Source organism: Streptomyces sp. NPDC058796 (assembly GCF_042745235.1).
Taxonomy (GTDB): Bacteria; Actinomycetota; Actinomycetes; order Streptomycetales; family Streptomycetaceae; genus Streptomyces.
Genome location: NZ_JBHYOP010000002.1, coordinates 303,066 through 319,764 on the forward strand (window position 1 = coordinate 303,066; position 16,699 = coordinate 319,764).

Sequence of the window (16,699 nt, forward strand, 5' to 3'; positions counted from 1 at the left end):
TTCAGACGTATGTTCCTGAGGACGGGGCATTCGGGTGGGGACGCGAACGGAACCGGGAACGGCACCGGCACGAGCGGGGGCGGACGCATGGCGGGGCGGGACGCGCAGGACGCGCGGCAGAGGCCGAGCGGGCGCTCGAAAGGGCTGCGGGCCGCCGGTCTCGCCCTGGCCGGCGCCCTGCTGCTCGGGGCCGGCGCGGCGGGCTGGGCCTACTGGCACCTCAACGACAACATCACAAGCGTCGACATCAACGGCGCGCTCGGCGACGACCGCCCCGCGAGGCCGGTCACCGTCCCCTCCGCGTCCCCGGTGCCCACCGGCGCCCTCAACATCCTGGTCCTCGGCTCCGACTCGCGCAGCGGCGAGGAGAACCGGGAGCTGGGCGGCGGCGACAGCGAGGGCGCCCGCTCCGACACGGCGATGGTCGTCCACCTCGACGCCGGCCGGACCGCCGCCACCGTCGTCAGCATCCCCCGCGACACGCTCGTCGACCGCCCCTCCTGCCCTCTGCCGTCCGGCGGTTCGACCCCGGAGGCGAGCGGCGCGATGTTCAACACCGCCTACGCCGTGGGCGGGCCGGTCTGCGCGGTCAAGACCGTCGAGTCGGTCACCGGTGTCCGCATGGACCACTACATGGAGATCGACTTCTCCGGCTTCGCCGACCTGGTCGACGCGCTCGGCGGGGTCACGGTCACCACGGACGTGGACATCGACGACGACAAGAGCCACCTGCACCTGGACTCCGGCACCCACCACCTCGACGGCACCGAGGCCCTGGGCCTCGCCCGCACCCGGTACGGCCTGGCGGGCGGCAGTGACCTCGCCCGCATAGAGCTCCAGCACAAGCTGGTGAAGGCGCTGCTGGAGCAGATCTCCACCACCGACCTGCTCACCGACCCCACCCGCCTCTACCAGGTCGCCGACGCGGTCACCGGCAGCCTCACCACCGACACCGGCCTGGACTCGCTGAGCGAGCTGATGGGCCTCGGCCGCAGCCTGGGCGGCCTGTCGGCGGACGACGTACGCACCGTGACGATGCCCGTCGTACCGGCCCCCTGGGACGCCAACCGGGTGGTGGCCCTGGAGCCGGACGCCGGTGAGCTGTGGGAATCGCTCCGCTGAGAGAAGCCCCGAAGAAAACCGGCGAAAATCCCGGGACGCCTGTCGATCCACGCCCCGCCCGTTCGACGCACGGGTGAGAGGCCGGGACGGACCCGGCCCCGGACCACCCGAGGAGTCACCATGCCCCGCTTCCTGTCGCTGATCCGCATCGAGGAGAACGACGCCCTCTCCGGCGGCCCCAGCCCCGAGCTGGTGCGGCGCATGGAGAAGCTGATGGAGGAGATGACCAAGGCCGGCGTGCTGCTCGACACCGCAGGGCTGACCCCGACCGCCCAGGGCACCCGCGTCCACTACGAGGGCGGGCGGCTGTCCGTCACCGACGGGCCGTTCACCGAGTCCAAGGAGGTCATCGGCGGCTACTCGCTCCTCCAGGCCAAGGACAAGGCCGAGGCCGTCGAGTGGACCAAGCGCTTCCTCAAGGTGCACGAGGAGCACTGGACGGTGACCTGCGAGGTGCGGGAGCTGATGGAGGGCTGAGCCCGGTTTTGCCCCGACGGCCCGGGGGTGTTGCATGGTGGGCTGTGGAACAACAGCCTACCGAGGCCGTCGAGACGGTCTTCCGCCTGGAGTCCCCGCGCGTCATCGCCGGCGTCGCCCGCCTGGTCCGGGACGTCGGCATCGCCGAGGAACTCACGCAGGACGCGATGGTCGCGGCCCTGGAGCAGTGGCCGAGGGACGGCGTGCCCGACAACCCGGGCGCCTGGCTCATGGCCACCGCCCGGCGCCGCGCCGTCGACCTGATCCGGCGCCGTGAGACCTACGCCCGCAAGCTGGCGGAGATCGGCCGCGACCTGCCCACGGCGACACCGCCGCCCGAGGAGCCCGCCGACCCGGAGGACATCGACGACGACCTGCTGCGCCTGGTCTTCACCGCCTGCCACCCGGTGCTGTCCGCCGAGGCCCGCATCGCCCTCACCCTGCGGCTGCTCGGCGGCCTCACCACCCCCGAGATCGCCCGCGCCTTCCTCGTCCCGGAACCGACGGTGGCGCAGCGCATCGTGCGCGCCAAGCGCACCCTGGCCCGCAAGAACGTCGCCTTCGAGGTGCCCTGCGGCCCGGACCGCGCCGCCCGCCTCGGTTCGGTCCTGGAGGTCATCTACCTGATCTTCAACGAGGGCTACGCCGCCACCGCCGGCGACCACTGGCTGCGCCCGGCCCTGTGCGAGGACGCCCTGCGCCTGGCCCGCGTACTCTCCGCGCTGATGCCGAAGGAGCCCGAGGTCCACGGCCTGACCGCCCTGCTGGAGTTCCAGGCCTCCCGCACCGCCGCCCGCACCGGCCCCGACGGGGAACCGGTCCTCCTGAAGGACCAGAACCGACGCCGCTGGAACCGCATGCTCATCGCCCGCGGCGTCACCGCCCTCGACCACGCCCACGCGACCGGGGACGCCGGGCTCCCCGGCCCGTACACCCTCCAGGCCGCGATCGCCGCCTGCCACGCGATGGCGCACACCTACGAGGAGACCGACTGGCCGCGCATCGCCGCGCTCTACGGCCTGCTCGCGGCCCGCGCCCCGTCACCGGTCGTCGAACTCAACCGCGCGGTCGCCGTGTCGATGGCCGAGGGCCCGGCCCCCGCCCTCGCCCTCGTCGACGCCCTCGCCGCCGAACCGGCCCTGCGCGACTACCACCTGCTCCCCAGCGTCCGCGGCGACCTCCTGCTCCGCCTGGGCCGCAGGGCCGAGGCCCGCACGGAGTTCGAACGCGCCGCGTCCCTCGCCCGCAACGAACGCGAACGCGCGCTCCTGTCGCACCGGGCAAAGGAGGCGGACACCGCCTAGCGGACCGGGCGCCCGATCAGCATCGTCGGCGCCCCCGCCACCCGGGTCATGAACACCGTCGCCGCGTTCGGCCCCTGCGGCTTGACCTTCCTGCGCAGCTCCTCCGGCTCGACCGCCGAGCCCCGCTTCTTCACCATGAGCGTGCCGACCTGGCGCTCCCGCAGCAGCGCCTTCAGCTTCTTGACGTTGAAGGGCATCCGGTCGGTGATCTCGTACGCGGTGGCGTAGGGCGTCGGCCGCAGTTCGTCCGCAGTGACGTACGCGATCGTCGCGTCCAGGAGCCCGCCGCCGACCTGCTCGGCGACCTCGGCGACCAGATGGGCGCGGATGACGGCGCCGTCCGGCTCGTACAGGTACCGGCCGGGCGTGCGGACCTCCGGGTCGGGCAGGCCGGTGCCGAGCAGGGTGCGGGGCCCCGGCAGCAGCGTGGCCCGCACCGCCCCCGGCACGGTGCCGAACCAGAGCACCGCCTCCTTCACGTCCCCGCCGTCGGAGATCCACTCGGCCTCGGCGTCCTCGGGCACCGCCTCGTGCGGGATGCCCGGCGCGACCTTCAGCGCGGCGGCGAGCGGAGCCCTGCGGGCGGCGTCGACGGCCCAGGACAGCGGCGGTGAGTAGGCCTCCGGGTCGAAGATCCGGCCGCGCCCGCCACGCCGCGCGGGATCGACGAACACGGCGTCGTACGGGGCGGTGTCCACCTCCGTCACATCGGCCTCGCGCACCTCGATCAGGTCGCCCAGCCCCAGTGCCTCGGCGTTGGCACGGGCCGCCGCGGCCGTGGCCGGGTCCCGGTCGACCGCCAGCACCCGGATGCCCGCGCGCGCCAGCGCCACCGCGTCGCCGCCGATCCCGCAGCACAGGTCGGCGACGGACCGTACCCCGACCGCGCGGAGGCACTCCGCCCGGTACGCCGCGACGCTCGCCCGCGTCGACTGCTCGACCCCGTTGGGCGTGAAGAACATCCGCCCGGCGTCCTCCGCGCCGAACTTCGCCACCGCCCGCTGCCGCAGCCGCGCCTGTCCGAGCGCCGCCGACACCAGCTCCGCGGGGTGCGCGCGCCGCAACCGGGTCGCGACCGCCAGCTCCCGTGCCGGTTCGGTGTCGCGCACCTCGTCGAGGAGGGCGCGGCCCTCCGGGGTGAGCAGGGCGAGGAGGGCGTCGAGGTCGTTCACCGGAACATTGTGGGCCAGTCGGTGGATGGTGTGCGCCCGGTGCGGTGTCGGGCCGGGTTCGGGGTCCGGGGACTGCGAGGATCCCGCACCATGCGAGCAGTCGTACAAAATGATAAGAGCCGGGTGTTCAGGGCGTATCGGGCGCCGTCCGCGAGGCGCCGGATGCGCGGCGCCGCCGCGGCCCTCGCCGTCGCCGCCCTCGCCTCCGGCTGTGCGCAGGATGCCTCCGAGGCGCGCGGCGCCTCCGGCCAGCAGCCCCTCCAGGCGCCCCCGGCCCGCGCGCTGGACGCCTACGCGTCCAAACTGGGCGCGGCGCACGCCGCCCGGGTCGCCGCCGCCAAGCGCTGGAAGCTGAAGAAGGTCCCGCTGGCCGCCCCGCCGCCCCCCGCGAAGAAGCCGGAGATCAAGGCCCGCAAGGGCTTCGAGGTGGACGGGCAGGAGAACCTGCCGCCGGTCTTCACCTCGATCCCCACCAAGGAGAAGATCGTCTTCCTCACCATCGACGACGGCGCCGAGAAGGACCCGGCGTTCCTGCGGATGATGAGCGAGCTGAAGATCCCGTACACCGCCTTCCTCAGCGACTACCTGGTCAAGGAGGACTACGGCTACTTCAAGGAGATGCAGGACCGCGGCGTCACCCTCAACAACCACACCCTCAACCACCCCTACCTGCCCGGCCTCTCCTACGCCGAGCAGAAGCGCGAGATCTGCGGCATGCAGGACGTGATCGAGAAGCGCTACGGCAAGCGCCCCACCCTCTTCCGCCCGCCCTACGGCAACTACAACCGCGACACCCTGCGCGCCGCCAAGGCCTGCGGCATCGAGTACGCCCCCATCTGGAACGAGGAGGTCTTCGCCGACCACTGGGACTACCGCGAGTGGGACCGGGAGATCCATCCCGGCGACATCGTCCTCACCCACTTCCGGGGCGAGGGCGACTGGGACGGCACCATGCGCGACATGGTCCGCGAGTTCCTCGACAAGGTCACCGCCGAGGGATACGCCGTGGCCCGGCTGGAGGACTACCTGTGAGGCGCGGGCGGTTCCGGCCGGCCGGGGCCGCCCTGGCCGCCGTACTGCTCACCGGCTGCGCCCAGTTCGCCGGACCCGCGCAGCCCCCGGCGGGCGCGGAGCCCGCCCAGGGCAGCGACCGGGGACAGCGTCTGCCGCCCGTCGTGGACCACGTCCGCACCGCCGACCCGGTCGTCTTCCTGACCTTCGACGACAGCGCCGAGCGCGACCCGCACTTCGCCGACACGGTCCGCGAGCACCGGCTCCCGGTCACGCTCTTCCTCACCGACACCGTCGCCGGACCCGCCTACGGCCACTTCGCCCGGCTGCGCTCGGTCGGCGCCAGCCTGCAGAACCACACCCTCGACCACCGCTCCCTGCGCGGCCTGCCCTACGCCGGCCAGCGCGCGGAGATCTGCGGCCAGCAGACCAAGCTCCGCTCCCGCTTCGGCGTCCGCCCCCACCTGTTCCGCCCGCCCTACGGCCGGTACGACACCACGACCCTCCGCGCCGCCGCCGACTGCGGCATCGCGGCCGTCGTCCTGTGGCGGGTGGCCCTGAACGCCGACGGCGGCCTCACCTACGCCCGCGGCGAACACCGCCTGCACCCCGGCGACATCGTGGCCGTCGACCCGGACCACCCGTCGGGCACCGGCCTGAGCGCCCGCACGGAAGCTCTGCTGGAGGCGATCGAGGAGCAGGGGCTGAGGGTGGCGGACCTGAGGGACTACCTCTGATCCCTCCGACGCGGGCCACCCACCTGGACCGGCGTCCACGAAAATCCGCCGACGCGCCGCCGGCATTGGCACTCCGCTTGACCGAGTGCTAATCGCGGTCATAGTCTCGGCTCTGGCACTCCCCACCGGAGAGTGCCAACACAGCGACGGGCAGGTCCGGCACCCGCGACGACGGATCGACCTGGTCGCCACCTCAGACAGTTAACCCCGTGAGATCTCCGAAGGGGGAGGTCGGATCGTGACGACCGCCAGCTCCAAGGTTGCCATCAAGCCGCTCGAGGACCGCATCGTGGTCCAGCCGCTCGACGCCGAGCAGACCACGGCTTCGGGCCTGGTCATTCCGGACACCGCCAAGGAGAAGCCCCAGGAGGGCGTCGTCCTGGCCGTGGGCCCGGGCCGCTTCGAGGACGGCAACCGTCTTCCGCTCGACGTCAGCGTCGGCGACGTCGTGCTCTACAGCAAGTACGGCGGCACCGAGGTGAAGTACAACGGCGAGGAGTACCTCGTCCTCTCGGCCCGCGACGTGCTCGCGATCGTCGAGAAGTAATTCACCGAAGCACCCAGCAGTTCAGCTGCGCCCCTGGCTCCCGCGAGCATAAAAAGCCGGGCGCCCGGGGCGCAGTGCCGTATAACCCCAAGATTTCCGGAAGAGGGCTCACGCTCCCATGGCGAAGATCCTGAAGTTCGACGAGGACGCCCGTCGCGCCCTCGAGCGCGGCGTCAACAAGCTCGCCGACACGGTGAAGGTGACGATCGGCCCCAAGGGCCGCAACGTCGTCATCGACAAGAAGTTCGGCGCCCCGACCATCACCAACGACGGCGTCACCATCGCCCGTGAGGTCGAGATCGAGGACGCCTACGAGAACCTCGGCGCCCAGCTGGTGAAGGAGGTGGCGACCAAGACCAACGACATCGCGGGTGACGGCACCACCACCGCCACCGTCCTGGCCCAGGCGCTGGTCCGCGAGGGCCTGAAGAACGTCGCCGCCGGCGCCTCCCCGGCGCTGCTGAAGAAGGGCATCGACGCGGCCGTCGCCGCCGTGTCCGAGGACCTCCTCGCCACCGCCCGGCCGATCGACGAGAAGTCCGACATCGCCGCCGTGGCCGCGCTGTCCGCCCAGGACCAGCAGGTCGGCGAGCTGATCGCCGAGGCGATGGACAAGGTCGGCAAGGACGGTGTCATCACCGTCGAGGAGTCCAACACCTTCGGTCTGGAGCTGGACTTCACCGAGGGCATGGCCTTCGACAAGGGTTACCTGTCGCCGTACTTCGTGACGGACCAGGAGCGCATGGAGGCCGTCCTGGAGGACCCGTACGTCCTCATCAACCAGGGCAAGATCTCCTCCATCACCGACCTGCTGCCGCTGCTGGAGAAGGTCATCCAGACCAACTCCTCCAAGCCGCTGCTGATCATCGCCGAGGACGTCGAGGGCGAGGCCCTGTCGACCCTCGTCGTCAACAAGATCCGCGGCACCTTCAACGCGGTGGCCGTCAAGGCCCCCGGCTTCGGCGACCGCCGCAAGGCGATGCTGCAGGACATGGCCGTCCTCACCGGCGCCACCGTCATCTCCGAGGAGGTCGGTCTCAAGCTCGACCAGGTCGGCCTCGAGGTGCTCGGCACCGCCCGCCGCATCACCGTCACCAAGGACGACACCACGATCGTCGACGGTGCCGGCAAGCGCGACGAGGTCGAGGGCCGCGTCAACCAGATCAAGGCCGAGATCGAGTCCACCGACTCCGACTGGGACCGCGAGAAGCTCCAGGAGCGCCTCGCGAAGCTGGCCGGCGGCGTGTGCGTGATCAAGGTCGGCGCCGCCACCGAGGTGGAGCTGAAGGAGCGCAAGCACCGTCTGGAGGACGCCATCTCCGCGACCCGCGCCGCGGTCGAGGAGGGCATCGTCTCCGGTGGTGGCTCCGCGCTGGTCCACGCCGTCAAGGTCCTCGAGGGCAACCTCGGCAAGACCGGCGACGAGGCCACCGGTGTCGCGGTCGTCCGCAAGGCCGCCGTCGAGCCGCTGCGCTGGATCGCCGAGAACGCCGGCCTGGAGGGCTACGTCATCACCTCCAAGGTCGCCGAGCTCGACAAGGGCCAGGGCTTCAACGCCGCCACCGGCGAGTACGGCGACCTGGTCAAGGCCGGCGTCATCGACCCGGTCAAGGTCACCCGCTCCGCCCTGGAGAACGCCGCCTCCATCGCCTCCCTCCTCCTGACGACCGAGACCCTGGTCGTCGAGAAGAAGGAAGAGGAAGAGCCGGCCGCCGCGGGCCACGGCCACGGCCACGCCCACTGAGCGACACGCTCGTAGAAGTCCCGGCACCCATCAGGGTGCCGGGACTTTTCGTTGGCGCGTCTGTTAGCGTCATGATCGATTCGGCTGAGCGCTGCTGACCACAGCGTGTGCCGAACGGCGATGCGCCAGTGAGCAAGGGGGAAGAAGAATGCCCGAGAACCCGCCCGGTGACGTGTTCACCGGCCGCGTGCTGGAATGGCACAGCGAAGAGGGCTGGGGCGTACTCGCGTCCGATGCCCTTCCGGAACGGGTATGGGCGCACTTCTCGGTCGTCGAGGCCGAGGGTTTCCGCGAACTGACCGCAGGCCAGTGCGTCGTGTTCACGGCCGAACCGGCCGAGCAGGACGAGTACCACTGGCGCGCCGTGTGCGTCTGGCCGAAGACCGGCACGCACCGCCGTCCGGACGATGAGAACGGGCCGGGCTACTCGTCGGGCCTGGACATCGACTTCGACTCCTGACGCGCGTCGGCCACAGCCGAATCGGTCCCATCATCCGCGCACGGCAGCCGGGTGGTCCCTGCCGCCGTGCGCGTCAGCAGACAGGATTCCTGTGTTCTCCATAACCACCAGGCGGGCAGCGGTCGTCGGCTCCTCAGCCCTCGCCGCCGTTCTCGCCGTCGGTGCCGTGCCGGCCCAGGCGGGGGTCACCCAGGCCAAGCACACCTTCAAGATGTCCGCCCCGTCCTACAAGCGGACGGACTCCAACGGGACGTTCACCGGACAGGTGAACATGGCCGGCACCGTCGGCAAGCCCGCCCACATGGCGTGGTCCTTCCGCACCTCACCGAAGGTCCAGGCCATCGCCACGGGGAGGATGACGTGCACGGCAGGGCACATGCAGCTGCCGTACCACGACAAGCACACGAACGTGGCCGTCAACTACTTCTGGCACTCGTCCGTCCCCGGCAACCGGCGCAACAAGGACTACACGCTCTACGGGAACTGCACCTTCCGGGTGAAGGTGGGCGGTAAGACGGGGACCGCCAATCTCGGATTCCGGTTCAACTACTCGCTGTTCGACGGCATCAGCAAGTCGGCCGAGGCTCGGGACGGGTCCGCCGTCGCGGAGAACGCCGCCTACGCGAGCGACCTCGACATCGCCTACGACTCCTGACGCGTCGGGCCGGCTCTCCTCGCGTGTACCGCGCGTGGAGAGCCGGCCCGCTCGTCCCCGTGTCCCTCCCGCACCTGAGCCGGATTCACCTCCGCCCGTCCTCCGTGCGCCCCAGCCCGTGAGTGACGGCGTTGGCCGCCGGTTCGCCCACGAAACAGCTCCACGGCGTCATGGACCGGCGCGCGGTACGGCCACCCCCGGCGGTCCAGCCGACGTGAGGCCAGGCGCCGGGCCGGGCGGGCGCCGCGCGGGATGGTCACCGAGGAACCGTCACGCCAGCCCGCTCAGCGGCAGCACCCGCTCGGCGAGCCGCCCCCGCAGCCTTCCCCCCGTGGTATCGGCCTCCACCAGCCAGTCCGCGGTGACCAGCAGCGCGACGTGCCCGGCGACGTCCTCGGGCCGCACAGCGCAGAACGAGGCGACCGTGTCCAGCAGGAGCCCGCCGTCGTCCCCGCCGCCTCCGAGGCGGCCGTCGGGACGGCTGTGAGCGGCGGTGTACACGGCCAGGAGCCGGGCGGCGGCGTCCGCCTTCTTCTTCCGCAGCTTCCGGTCGCCCACCACCTTCTGCGCCCACCCCGACAGCCGTGCGCGGGTGACCTTGCCGAAGCGGTACGGGCGGGGCGCGGCGGGCAGCAGCGTCGGGACCGTGACCCGGGTGGGCTCCTCGGGCCGGGAAGTCAGCGCGTCGCCGGCGGTGACGTCCTCCGGCAGCCGCAGCCAGCCGACGTCGACCAGTTGCTGGAGCACCCTCTCGGCGTCCCCCTGCAACCAGCCGCTGAGGTCCTGCCCGGTGACGTTCCCGGTGCCGGCGCGGGCGGCCCGCAGGGTGAGCATGAGCACCGCGAGCCGCTCCTGGGCGCCGGGGAGCGGTGCATGCGTCCTGATGTGCTCCAGCACGCCGCGGGCGTGGGCGCCCTGACCCCGGGTCAGCAACCGATCCACCACCGGCCCGGCCCCGTCGGCCGGGACTCCGAGGCGGTTGGCGTTCATCTCGCGTGTCGTCCGCGCGGCCGTCTCCGCCCGCTCCGCCTCCTCGCGCAGGGCCGCGTCGTCGGTGACGGTGGCCCACACCGCGAAGGCGCGGGCCTTGCGGTCGTGGAGTTCGGCGAGGAGGGCGAGATCGGGTGCGGGCCGCCGCTGATACGCGCGGAACGCGTCCCCGAGCTCGATCAGCTCCGCCCGCAGCACGTCGGGCTGGAGGTCGTCCGGCACGATCCGCTGCGCGATCGTCGGGGGTCGCTGCTTCGCACGCCGCGACGGCCCGCCACGCTGGGCGGCGGTACGGGGGCGGGGCAGCGGTGCGGGCCGGGGGGCCGGGGAGGGGGAGCCGGAAGGAGGTGCGGGAGGGGTGGCGGGAGACGAGGCGAGGCCGGGAGGAGCGGGGTCCAGGTCGGAGAACATCACCGCACCACCGCCGTTGACCGCCCCCCGTCCCGTTGTCACCCCGTCCGTACGCCCCCCGTCGGTGCCGTCGGCGAACAGTCCGTCCCGGCCACCCGTGCCCGCGCTCACCCGATGCCACCTTCTCCCTTGCCGGCCTGCGGCCTCCCGCCCGCTGCGGGCGCAGCCACCTGACGCTACGTCCTCCCGGCGCCCCACCAGGGGGAGACCGGAATGGACCACACGTTCGGGTGACGATCCCGTGCGTGCACCCGAAGCCGGCCGCTCAGCCGCGCGGCCGGCTCATGACGATGGTGGCGGTGCTCAGGGCAGCGGAGCCGATCACGGCGAGGAGGATGCGCAGGGGGAGGGAGGAGCCCGGGCCGAGAATGGCCGGCGTGGCGACGAGGATCGCCCCCAGCGCGCTGATCACGACCCGGGAGAGCAGACGCACGCGGGAATGCTTGACGACGACCGGCAGGCGGACGTCCGCGACGGGCGTGGTCCCGGGTTCCCCGGGTCCGAGCCGGACCGTGACGTGGGTGAGGGAGTCGAAGGAGGACGCGTCGGGCTGGAGCCAGAACTCGGTGGAGTCGTAGCGGGACGCGACATCGTGGGAGGCGTCGGACGAGACCCGCAGGAATCGGCCGTCCGTCTCGCAGTCCAGGCTGATCTTGGGCGTCTCGGCGTAGCGTTCGGCGTGGAAACTGACCGGCAGCCGTGCGGGCTGCATGTCGCCCAGGACCAGACGGCCGTCCGGGTCGAAGGTGAAGGCCGTCGCGCTCTTCAGGTGCACCGGCGGGTCCACGCGCATGAAGTAGGAGCTCTCGAAGGTGGGGTGCAGGGCCAGCCGGCGCGCGACACCGATCCAGAGCTGCGCCTCGTCACTGCCGGTCCGGATCGGGAACGGCGGGAACTTGAGGACGGCGGGATAGTACGTGGCGTTGTTTCCCTCTTTGATCTTGTCGATGGCCCTGCGGCTCGCCGCCTTGATCTCGCCCCCGTTCAGCGGGTACTCGTCGAGGTCGACGTGCTCGGTGACGCGCAACTGGAAGCGGAAGATGTCCGCCGCGCACTCCGCGGACACGACCTCGGCGAATCTGACGGGCAGCAGGAAGGCGTCGGTGGGGGAGTCCTCGTCGGCGACGAAACCGATGAGCGTCCGCACACCGAGGACGCTGCCGTTGGCGACCTTCTGCTGGAGCGGCGGGGCCACGTACCGTGCTTCGTAGCGGAACCTGATGATCGCGCCCCGGGGAAGTGCCAGGGCGGTGAGTATGTCCTCGGAATAGCGACGGCGCCGGTTCGACGACAACAGCAGTACTTCCGGACGCTCCACCTGAGCACTCAATGGCCGCTCCCCCCCGCTTTCCCGGCGAGAGCCCGAACGCCTCCGCCGGGCTCAGACCGAGTCGTACAGAGTCTCGATGCCCCATTTCTGGCGCATGGACTCCTCGAGGCGGGTGTAGCGCGACCAGACCCGGTCGTTCGGGAGATCGTCGACGGACAGCCGGGTCGTGGGGCGGTAGTGGATGCCGTCGCGGGTGAGCTCGTCGAAGCGCCGGCAGATCACCTTCTCGTCGAATCCGTCGGCCTGGTCGACGGTGAGGTCGACGACCAGACGGGCGGGATCGTGGGGAGAACCGATCTCGATCCAGCAGTGGTGGTCGACGGACGAGATCGTCCGGTCGTCGAAGCGCAGACTGCCGTAGCAGTAGGTCGCTTCGATCTCCTGCTGCCGCAACCTGCGTGCCAGCCACACCGAGCTGACCCCGCACTGCCCCTTCGAGGACAGGGGCTCAAGGGCGTAACTGGGATGTGTGGTCTTGACGGACCACACGGCTTCGAGCCGGGACCGGTAGCGCCACAGGTCGTCGAGGTCGAGCGACGGGTGCGGGCCGGTCGGCTGGTCGGTCGCCGGCGCTGCCAGGTGTTCGAGGGTTTTCACTTTCCGGATTTCTCTTCTTGTCGTGCTGTCCGTGCCGAGCGCCACCAGGAGGTTCCGGTAGCTCTCCGCTCGGCGGTCCGTCTTCTTCGATGCGGATTGCCGTCGCGTAAGGTAATTGCCGAAGCTGTCGTAGCAGTATGCCACCGGCGCTGTGGCGAAAAGTTTGAAATTGGTTGCATGCAATGCCGAGCCGGAGAACCCGAGTAACGGATTGAACGCTGTCACGACATATTTGCAGCCGATGGTCCGCAGATACTTCACGGCCTGGCCGATGGTGAAGCTCATCAGATTCCGCGCCGCGTCCGACAAGCCTAGGGCGCGGGTCAGGACGAGCAAGTTGGAGCGCTCCGCCGGGACGCCCCGTGTCCGCAGGGCGTCGACGATGCCGGGCCGGTCGCAGACCGAGAAGGCCAGGTAGGTAAAGGGGTGTGAGGCCCCTTGCAGGTAGCAGCCGACTTCCACGAAAGTGTCGGCCCGCGGGCTGAGCAAGTAGTGCACCTTCGACTGGTACCGATGGCCGACGCCGGGCCGGACCAGGCCGAAAGTCACTCCGACGGATGAACCGTCGGTGCGCTGGATGGTGAAGTCCCGACGCGCTTTGCTGCCCCCGATCAGAAGGGAGCTGTTGGCGAGAAGATCGACGTCCTCGGTGTAACCGGCGATTCGACTGCAGCGCGCGACGAGCTGCGGCCGTAATGCGCCGTAAAGGGCGGGAAAAGAGCGCCCGGAGCATCCCTCGCCGAGGACTGAAGGGGCGTACAAACGCAGCTGGATGTCGAAGTCGCGGGTGCTGATCCCGCAGAGTGCCGCATCAGCGGCCACCAGTTCCCGGCAACCGGCGGAGAACTGCTCGACGAGCGGATCCCGTAGCGCCGCCACCAGCGCGGACCACGTGGGGCCCGGCTGCGGCGGGAGCACGGGACGGGGCTGCGACGGTACGGCGGATGCGCGGCGCCGCGGATGGGGTGCCGGCGCCCGTAAGGCGCGGCCGGACTGGGCGGAACTGACGACGGTGCTGGCCACCAGTCACCCCCGCTGCGGGTAGCCGACAGGACTGAACATGGTAGGGGGACCGCGGTGGGCCTGTCAGCCGTAGTGATGCCAACCACGCCGCACCAGCGGCAGGTTGGCGCCCGGGGATGTGCTCCGTTGGGCGAACCGCGACTACCGCGGCCCGTACTTCCGCCCCGTCCGCGAGGTGATCCCGCCCAGCACCCCCCGCGGCACCAGCTTCGCCGCTCCCATCAGGGCCTTGTAGCGGGGGTCGGGGATCGACAGGGACTTCCCGCGCGCCAGGTCGCCCAGCGCCGCCGCGACGACCTTGTCCGCGTCGAGCCACATCCAGCCCGGGATGTTGTCCGTGCCCATGCCCGCCCGCGCATGGAACTCCGTGCGCACGAAACCGGGGCACAGGGCCATCAGGCGCACCCCGCTGCCGGCCAGGTCCTTCGCCACGCCCTGAGTGAACTGCACGACCCACGCCTTGGAGGCGCCGTACGTGCCGCGCGGGACGAAGGCCGCGACCGAGGCGACGTTGACGACCCCGCCGCGCCCCCGCTCCCGCATCGCCTCCGTCGCCGCCGAGGTCAGCCGCAGCACCGCCTCGCAGTGCACCTTGAGCATGGTCAGCTCGTCCGCCGTCGAGACCTCGAGGAAGCGGCCCTTGTTGCCGAAGCCGGCGTTGTTGACCAGCAGGTCGACGGGGTTCCGGCGCTCGCCCAGCCGGGCGGCCACCGCGTCGATGCCGGTGTCCGTCGCCAGGTCGGCCGTCAGCACCTCCGCCTCGATGCCGTGCCGGTCGTGCAGCTCGGTGGCCTGTACGCGCAGCCGCTCGGTGTCGCGGGCCACCAGCACCAGGTCGTGCCCGTCGGCCGCCAGCCGCCGCGCGAACGCGGCGCCGATGCCCGCCGTCGATCCCGTAATCAATGCCGTTGTCATGGCGCAAGGTTATGGGGCCGGACCGGGCACGTCCGCTTCGCTCACATGGTGATCGCGGATCGTGAGGAACCGGTGACCAGCGCCTGGTGAAACGAGGTCAGGAGGTGCGTTCCGCCACGTACTTCCGCGCGGTCGCCAGCGCCTCCGGGTGCAGCGCACCGCCCGCCGCGAGCAGCCGGGGCAGCAGCTCCCGCTCGGTCGTCACCGCCCGGAACTGAAGGGCCACGGACACCTCGTGGCCGGGCCGGTGGACGATCTCGACCGGGTCGCCCTGGCGTATCTCCCCGGGCTCGATCACCCGCAGGTACGCGCCCGGCGTCCCCTTCTCCGTGAAGCGCCTCACCCACCGCTCCTCACCCAGATGGCCCTGGAAGGTGCGGCAGGGAATGCGGCCGGAGGTGACCTCCAGGACCAGGTCGGTGCCCACGCGCCAGCGCTCGCCGATCCGGGCGCCGCAGACGTCCACGCCCGTCGTGGTGAGGTTCTCGCCGAAGGAGCCGTTCGGCAGCGGGCGGCCCAGCTCGCGCTCCCAGTCGTCCAGGTCCTCGCGCGCCATCGCGTAGACCGCCTGGTCGGGGCCGCCGTGATGACGGGTGTCGCAGACCGTGTCCCCGGCCAGTCCGCTCGCCCCGACGCCCTTCGGCCCGGGAGCGGTCACCCGTACGGCCCCGTCGGCCGGCCGCTTGTCGATACCCGTGACGCCTTCGGGGTGGTCCGTGTACGGCACCGCCTTCGCGCGGCCCAGATTGACAGACAGAAGCTTCATGGCCGAACGGTAGGACAGCCCTCATCAAAGCGTCGACGCATTATTCGCCGTTCGGTCAAAGGCTCGCTTATCCTCAGTGGCGTGATCGAGGCTCGTCATCTCCGCGTGCTGCGCGCCGTGGCATCGACCGGTTCCTTCTCCGCCGCCGGGCGCGAGCTGGGCTGCACCCAGCCCGCCGTCAGCCAGCAGATGAAGGCCCTGGAGGCCTCCGTCGGCACCCCGCTGCTCGTCCGCACCGGCCGCGAGATGCGGCTGACCCAGGCCGGAGAGGCGCTGGTGCGGCACGCCGCCGGGATCATCGCCGGGCTGACCGCCGCCGAGGAGGAGGTCGCCGCCATCGCGGGGCTGCGCGCCGGACGGGTCCGCCTGGTCTCCTTCCCCAGCGGCAGCTCCACCCTCGTGCCGACGGCGCTGGCCGCACTGCGCGCCGCGCACCCCGGCACCCGGGTCTCCCTGGAGGAGGCGGAGCCGCCGAGGTCCGTCGAGCTGCTGCGCGAGGGCGACTGCGACGTGGCGCTGGCCTTCCGCTATGAGGGGGCGGCGGGTGCCGAGGAGTGGGACGACCTGGTCGTACGGCCGCTGCTGACCGACCGGCTGGTGGCGCTGGTGCCGGAGGGCCACCGGCTCGCGCGGACGGAACCCACCGGCTCGGTGGCCATCGGGGAGCTGGCCCGGGAGCCCTGGATCGCCGGCTGCCCGCGCTGCCGGGGCCAGCTGGTCGAGGTCTGCGAGGGCGCCGGCTTCACGCCCCGCATCGACTTCGCCACCGACGACTACCCGGCGGTCGTCGGGCTGGTCGGGGCCGGCCTGGGCGTGGCCGTGCTGCCCCAGCTCGCCGTCGAGTCCGTACGGCCCCGGGGTGTGCGCGCGGTGACGCTGGAGCCGGCGGTGCGGCGGGAGATCGTCGCGCTCACCCTGCCCGACCTGGCGCAGGTGCCCGCGGTGACGGCGACGCTCGACGAGCTGGCGCGGGCGGGGGCGCGCCAGTCGGCGGCGCGCTGAGAGCGGCGCGCACCTCGCCTGCGTGCCCGCCCCTGTAGAGAAACGTTCCTTCAGTGGTGCGCGGCCGCCTCCCCGCCGGCCGACGCCGACGCCGTCGCCGCCACCAGGCGGTGGCGGGCCCGGCCCATGAGCTCCTCGCGCTCGTCCTCGGTCAGTCCGCCCCACACGCCGTACGGCTCGCGCACCGCCAGCGCGTGCGCCGCGCACTCGGCGCGGACCGGGCACCTCATGCAGACCTCCTTGGCCGAGTTCTCGCGAGCACTCCGCGCCGCTCCCCGTTCGCCCTCCGGATGGAAGAAGAGCGAGCTGTCCACCCCGCGGCACGCAGCCAGGAGCTGCCAGTCCCACAGGTCCGCGTTCGGTCCTGGAAGGCGGGAGAAATCTGCCATTGCGTGACCCCTTGTAGCCGATATGGGTAGATGCGGGATACAGCGTC

18 protein-coding genes are annotated in these 16,699 nt (G+C 71.6%); 11 read left to right on the top strand and 7 right to left on the bottom strand.

Annotated elements, in window-relative coordinates; genetic code table 11:
* Positions 1 to 87: 87 nt before the first annotated feature.
* The 4 genes from ACFW47_RS06715 to ACFW47_RS06730 are packed head-to-tail and all read left to right on the top strand — an operon-like array spanning position 88 to position 2,903.
* Positions 88 to 1,122 (top strand): LCP family protein, encoded by a 1,035-nt coding sequence (locus ACFW47_RS06715; RefSeq protein ID WP_386282136.1) that lies wholly within the window; start codon positions 88 to 90, stop codon positions 1,120 to 1,122.
* Entirely contained in the window at positions 1,104 to 1,199 is a 96-nt protein-coding gene (locus tag ACFW47_RS06720; protein ID WP_386281493.1) for a hypothetical protein, read from the top strand. The genes ACFW47_RS06715 and ACFW47_RS06720 overlap by 19 nt, the downstream gene beginning before the upstream one ends.
* A gap of 43 nt (positions 1,200 to 1,242) precedes the next feature.
* Positions 1,243 to 1,599, top strand: a complete 357-nt coding sequence (locus ACFW47_RS06725) for a YciI family protein (RefSeq protein WP_386281491.1) — start codon at positions 1,243 to 1,245, stop codon at positions 1,597 to 1,599.
* 44 nt (positions 1,600 to 1,643) lie between these two features.
* Positions 1,644 to 2,903, top strand: a complete 1,260-nt coding sequence (locus ACFW47_RS06730; RefSeq protein ID WP_386281489.1) for an RNA polymerase sigma factor — start codon at positions 1,644 to 1,646, stop codon at positions 2,901 to 2,903.
* On the opposite strand, the gene ACFW47_RS06735 is transcribed toward ACFW47_RS06730, so the two are convergent.
* The gene (locus tag ACFW47_RS06735) at positions 2,900 to 4,183 is read right to left on the bottom strand and encodes a methyltransferase domain-containing protein (RefSeq protein WP_386305023.1); all 1,284 of its coding nucleotides are present in this window, start codon (positions 4,181 to 4,183) and stop codon (positions 2,900 to 2,902) included. The genes ACFW47_RS06730 and ACFW47_RS06735 overlap by 4 nt on opposite strands.
* A 54-nt stretch (positions 4,184 to 4,237) precedes the next feature.
* Between ACFW47_RS06735 and ACFW47_RS06740 the strand changes: the two genes are divergently transcribed.
* The 6 genes from ACFW47_RS06740 (at position 4,238) to ACFW47_RS06765 (ending at position 9,229) form a co-directional block, all read left to right on the top strand.
* Complete coding sequence (locus tag ACFW47_RS06740; protein WP_386281485.1) at positions 4,238 to 5,107, top strand: polysaccharide deacetylase family protein; 870 nt, start codon at positions 4,238 to 4,240, stop codon at positions 5,105 to 5,107.
* On the top strand, positions 5,104 to 5,823 hold the full coding sequence (locus ACFW47_RS06745) for a polysaccharide deacetylase family protein (RefSeq protein WP_386305025.1): 720 nt from the start codon (positions 5,104 to 5,106) through the stop codon (positions 5,821 to 5,823). The genes ACFW47_RS06740 and ACFW47_RS06745 overlap by 4 nt, the downstream gene beginning before the upstream one ends.
* Positions 5,824 to 6,061: 238 nt before the next feature.
* Positions 6,062 to 6,370, top strand: a complete 309-nt coding sequence (gene groES, locus ACFW47_RS06750) for a co-chaperone GroES (RefSeq protein ID WP_019329594.1) — start codon at positions 6,062 to 6,064, stop codon at positions 6,368 to 6,370.
* Between the two features lie 118 nt (positions 6,371 to 6,488).
* Positions 6,489 to 8,114: a chaperonin GroEL gene (gene groL / locus ACFW47_RS06755; RefSeq protein ID WP_073724986.1), complete on the top strand. Its 1,626-nt coding sequence runs from the start codon at positions 6,489 to 6,491 to the stop codon at positions 8,112 to 8,114.
* A 148-nt stretch (positions 8,115 to 8,262) separates the two neighbouring features.
* Positions 8,263 to 8,574 (top strand): cold-shock protein, encoded by a 312-nt coding sequence (locus ACFW47_RS06760; RefSeq protein ID WP_386281479.1) that lies wholly within the window; start codon positions 8,263 to 8,265, stop codon positions 8,572 to 8,574.
* A gap of 91 nt (positions 8,575 to 8,665) precedes the next feature.
* Positions 8,666 to 9,229, top strand: coding sequence for a hypothetical protein (locus ACFW47_RS06765; RefSeq protein ID WP_386281477.1), 564 nt, complete (start codon positions 8,666 to 8,668; stop codon positions 9,227 to 9,229).
* A gap of 270 nt (positions 9,230 to 9,499) precedes the next feature.
* Here the strand turns inward: ACFW47_RS06765 and ACFW47_RS06770 are convergent, their stop codons facing one another.
* The 5 genes from ACFW47_RS06770 to ACFW47_RS06790 all read right to left on the bottom strand — a co-directional run bounded on the left by ACFW47_RS06770 (position 9,500) and on the right by ACFW47_RS06790 (position 15,261).
* Positions 9,500 to 10,741, bottom strand: a complete 1,242-nt coding sequence (locus ACFW47_RS06770; RefSeq protein ID WP_386305027.1) for a hypothetical protein — start codon at positions 10,739 to 10,741, stop codon at positions 9,500 to 9,502.
* 154 nt (positions 10,742 to 10,895) lie between these two features.
* Positions 10,896 to 11,960, bottom strand: coding sequence for a hypothetical protein (locus ACFW47_RS06775; protein ID WP_386281473.1), 1,065 nt, complete (start codon positions 11,958 to 11,960; stop codon positions 10,896 to 10,898).
* A 51-nt stretch (positions 11,961 to 12,011) separates the two neighbouring features.
* Positions 12,012 to 13,580, bottom strand: a complete 1,569-nt coding sequence (locus ACFW47_RS06780; RefSeq protein ID WP_386305029.1) for a hypothetical protein — start codon at positions 13,578 to 13,580, stop codon at positions 12,012 to 12,014.
* Between the two features lie 141 nt (positions 13,581 to 13,721).
* The gene (locus ACFW47_RS06785) at positions 13,722 to 14,495 is read right to left on the bottom strand and encodes an SDR family NAD(P)-dependent oxidoreductase (RefSeq protein ID WP_386281469.1); all 774 of its coding nucleotides are present in this window, start codon (positions 14,493 to 14,495) and stop codon (positions 13,722 to 13,724) included.
* 97 nt (positions 14,496 to 14,592) lie between these two features.
* Positions 14,593 to 15,261, bottom strand: coding sequence for an MOSC domain-containing protein (locus ACFW47_RS06790; RefSeq protein WP_386305030.1), 669 nt, complete (start codon positions 15,259 to 15,261; stop codon positions 14,593 to 14,595).
* 81 nt (positions 15,262 to 15,342) lie between these two features.
* Between ACFW47_RS06790 and ACFW47_RS06795 the strand changes: the two genes are divergently transcribed.
* Positions 15,343 to 16,263, top strand: coding sequence for a LysR family transcriptional regulator (locus ACFW47_RS06795; protein ID WP_386281465.1), 921 nt, complete (start codon positions 15,343 to 15,345; stop codon positions 16,261 to 16,263).
* A gap of 50 nt (positions 16,264 to 16,313) precedes the next feature.
* On the opposite strand, the gene ACFW47_RS06800 is transcribed toward ACFW47_RS06795, so the two are convergent.
* Positions 16,314 to 16,652 carry a WhiB family transcriptional regulator gene (locus ACFW47_RS06800; RefSeq protein ID WP_272587148.1) on the bottom strand — a complete coding sequence of 113 codons (339 nt, stop codon included), beginning with the start codon at positions 16,650 to 16,652 and terminating at the stop codon, positions 16,314 to 16,316.
* Between the last annotated feature and the right edge of the window lie 47 nt (positions 16,653 to 16,699).

Excerpts from the sequence above, each read along its gene's own strand:
- ACFW47_RS06715 (WP_386282136.1), top strand. The coding sequence starts at position 88 with ATGGCGGGGCGGGACGCGCAGGACGCGCGGCAGAGGCCGAGCGGGCGC.
- ACFW47_RS06725 (WP_386281491.1), top strand. The coding sequence starts at position 1,243 with ATGCCCCGCTTCCTGTCGCTGATCCGCATCGAGGAGAACGACGCCCTC.
- ACFW47_RS06740 (WP_386281485.1), top strand. The coding sequence starts at position 4,238 with ATGCGCGGCGCCGCCGCGGCCCTCGCCGTCGCCGCCCTCGCCTCCGGC.
- groL (WP_073724986.1), top strand. The coding sequence starts at position 6,489 with ATGGCGAAGATCCTGAAGTTCGACGAGGACGCCCGTCGCGCCCTCGAG.
- ACFW47_RS06760 (WP_386281479.1), top strand. The coding sequence starts at position 8,263 with ATGCCCGAGAACCCGCCCGGTGACGTGTTCACCGGCCGCGTGCTGGAA.
- ACFW47_RS06785 (WP_386281469.1), bottom strand. The coding sequence starts at position 14,495 with ATGACAACGGCATTGATTACGGGATCGACGGCGGGCATCGGCGCCGCG.
- ACFW47_RS06790 (WP_386305030.1), bottom strand. The coding sequence starts at position 15,261 with ATGAAGCTTCTGTCTGTCAATCTGGGCCGCGCGAAGGCGGTGCCGTAC.
- ACFW47_RS06800 (WP_272587148.1), bottom strand. The coding sequence starts at position 16,652 with ATGGCAGATTTCTCCCGCCTTCCAGGACCGAACGCGGACCTGTGGGAC.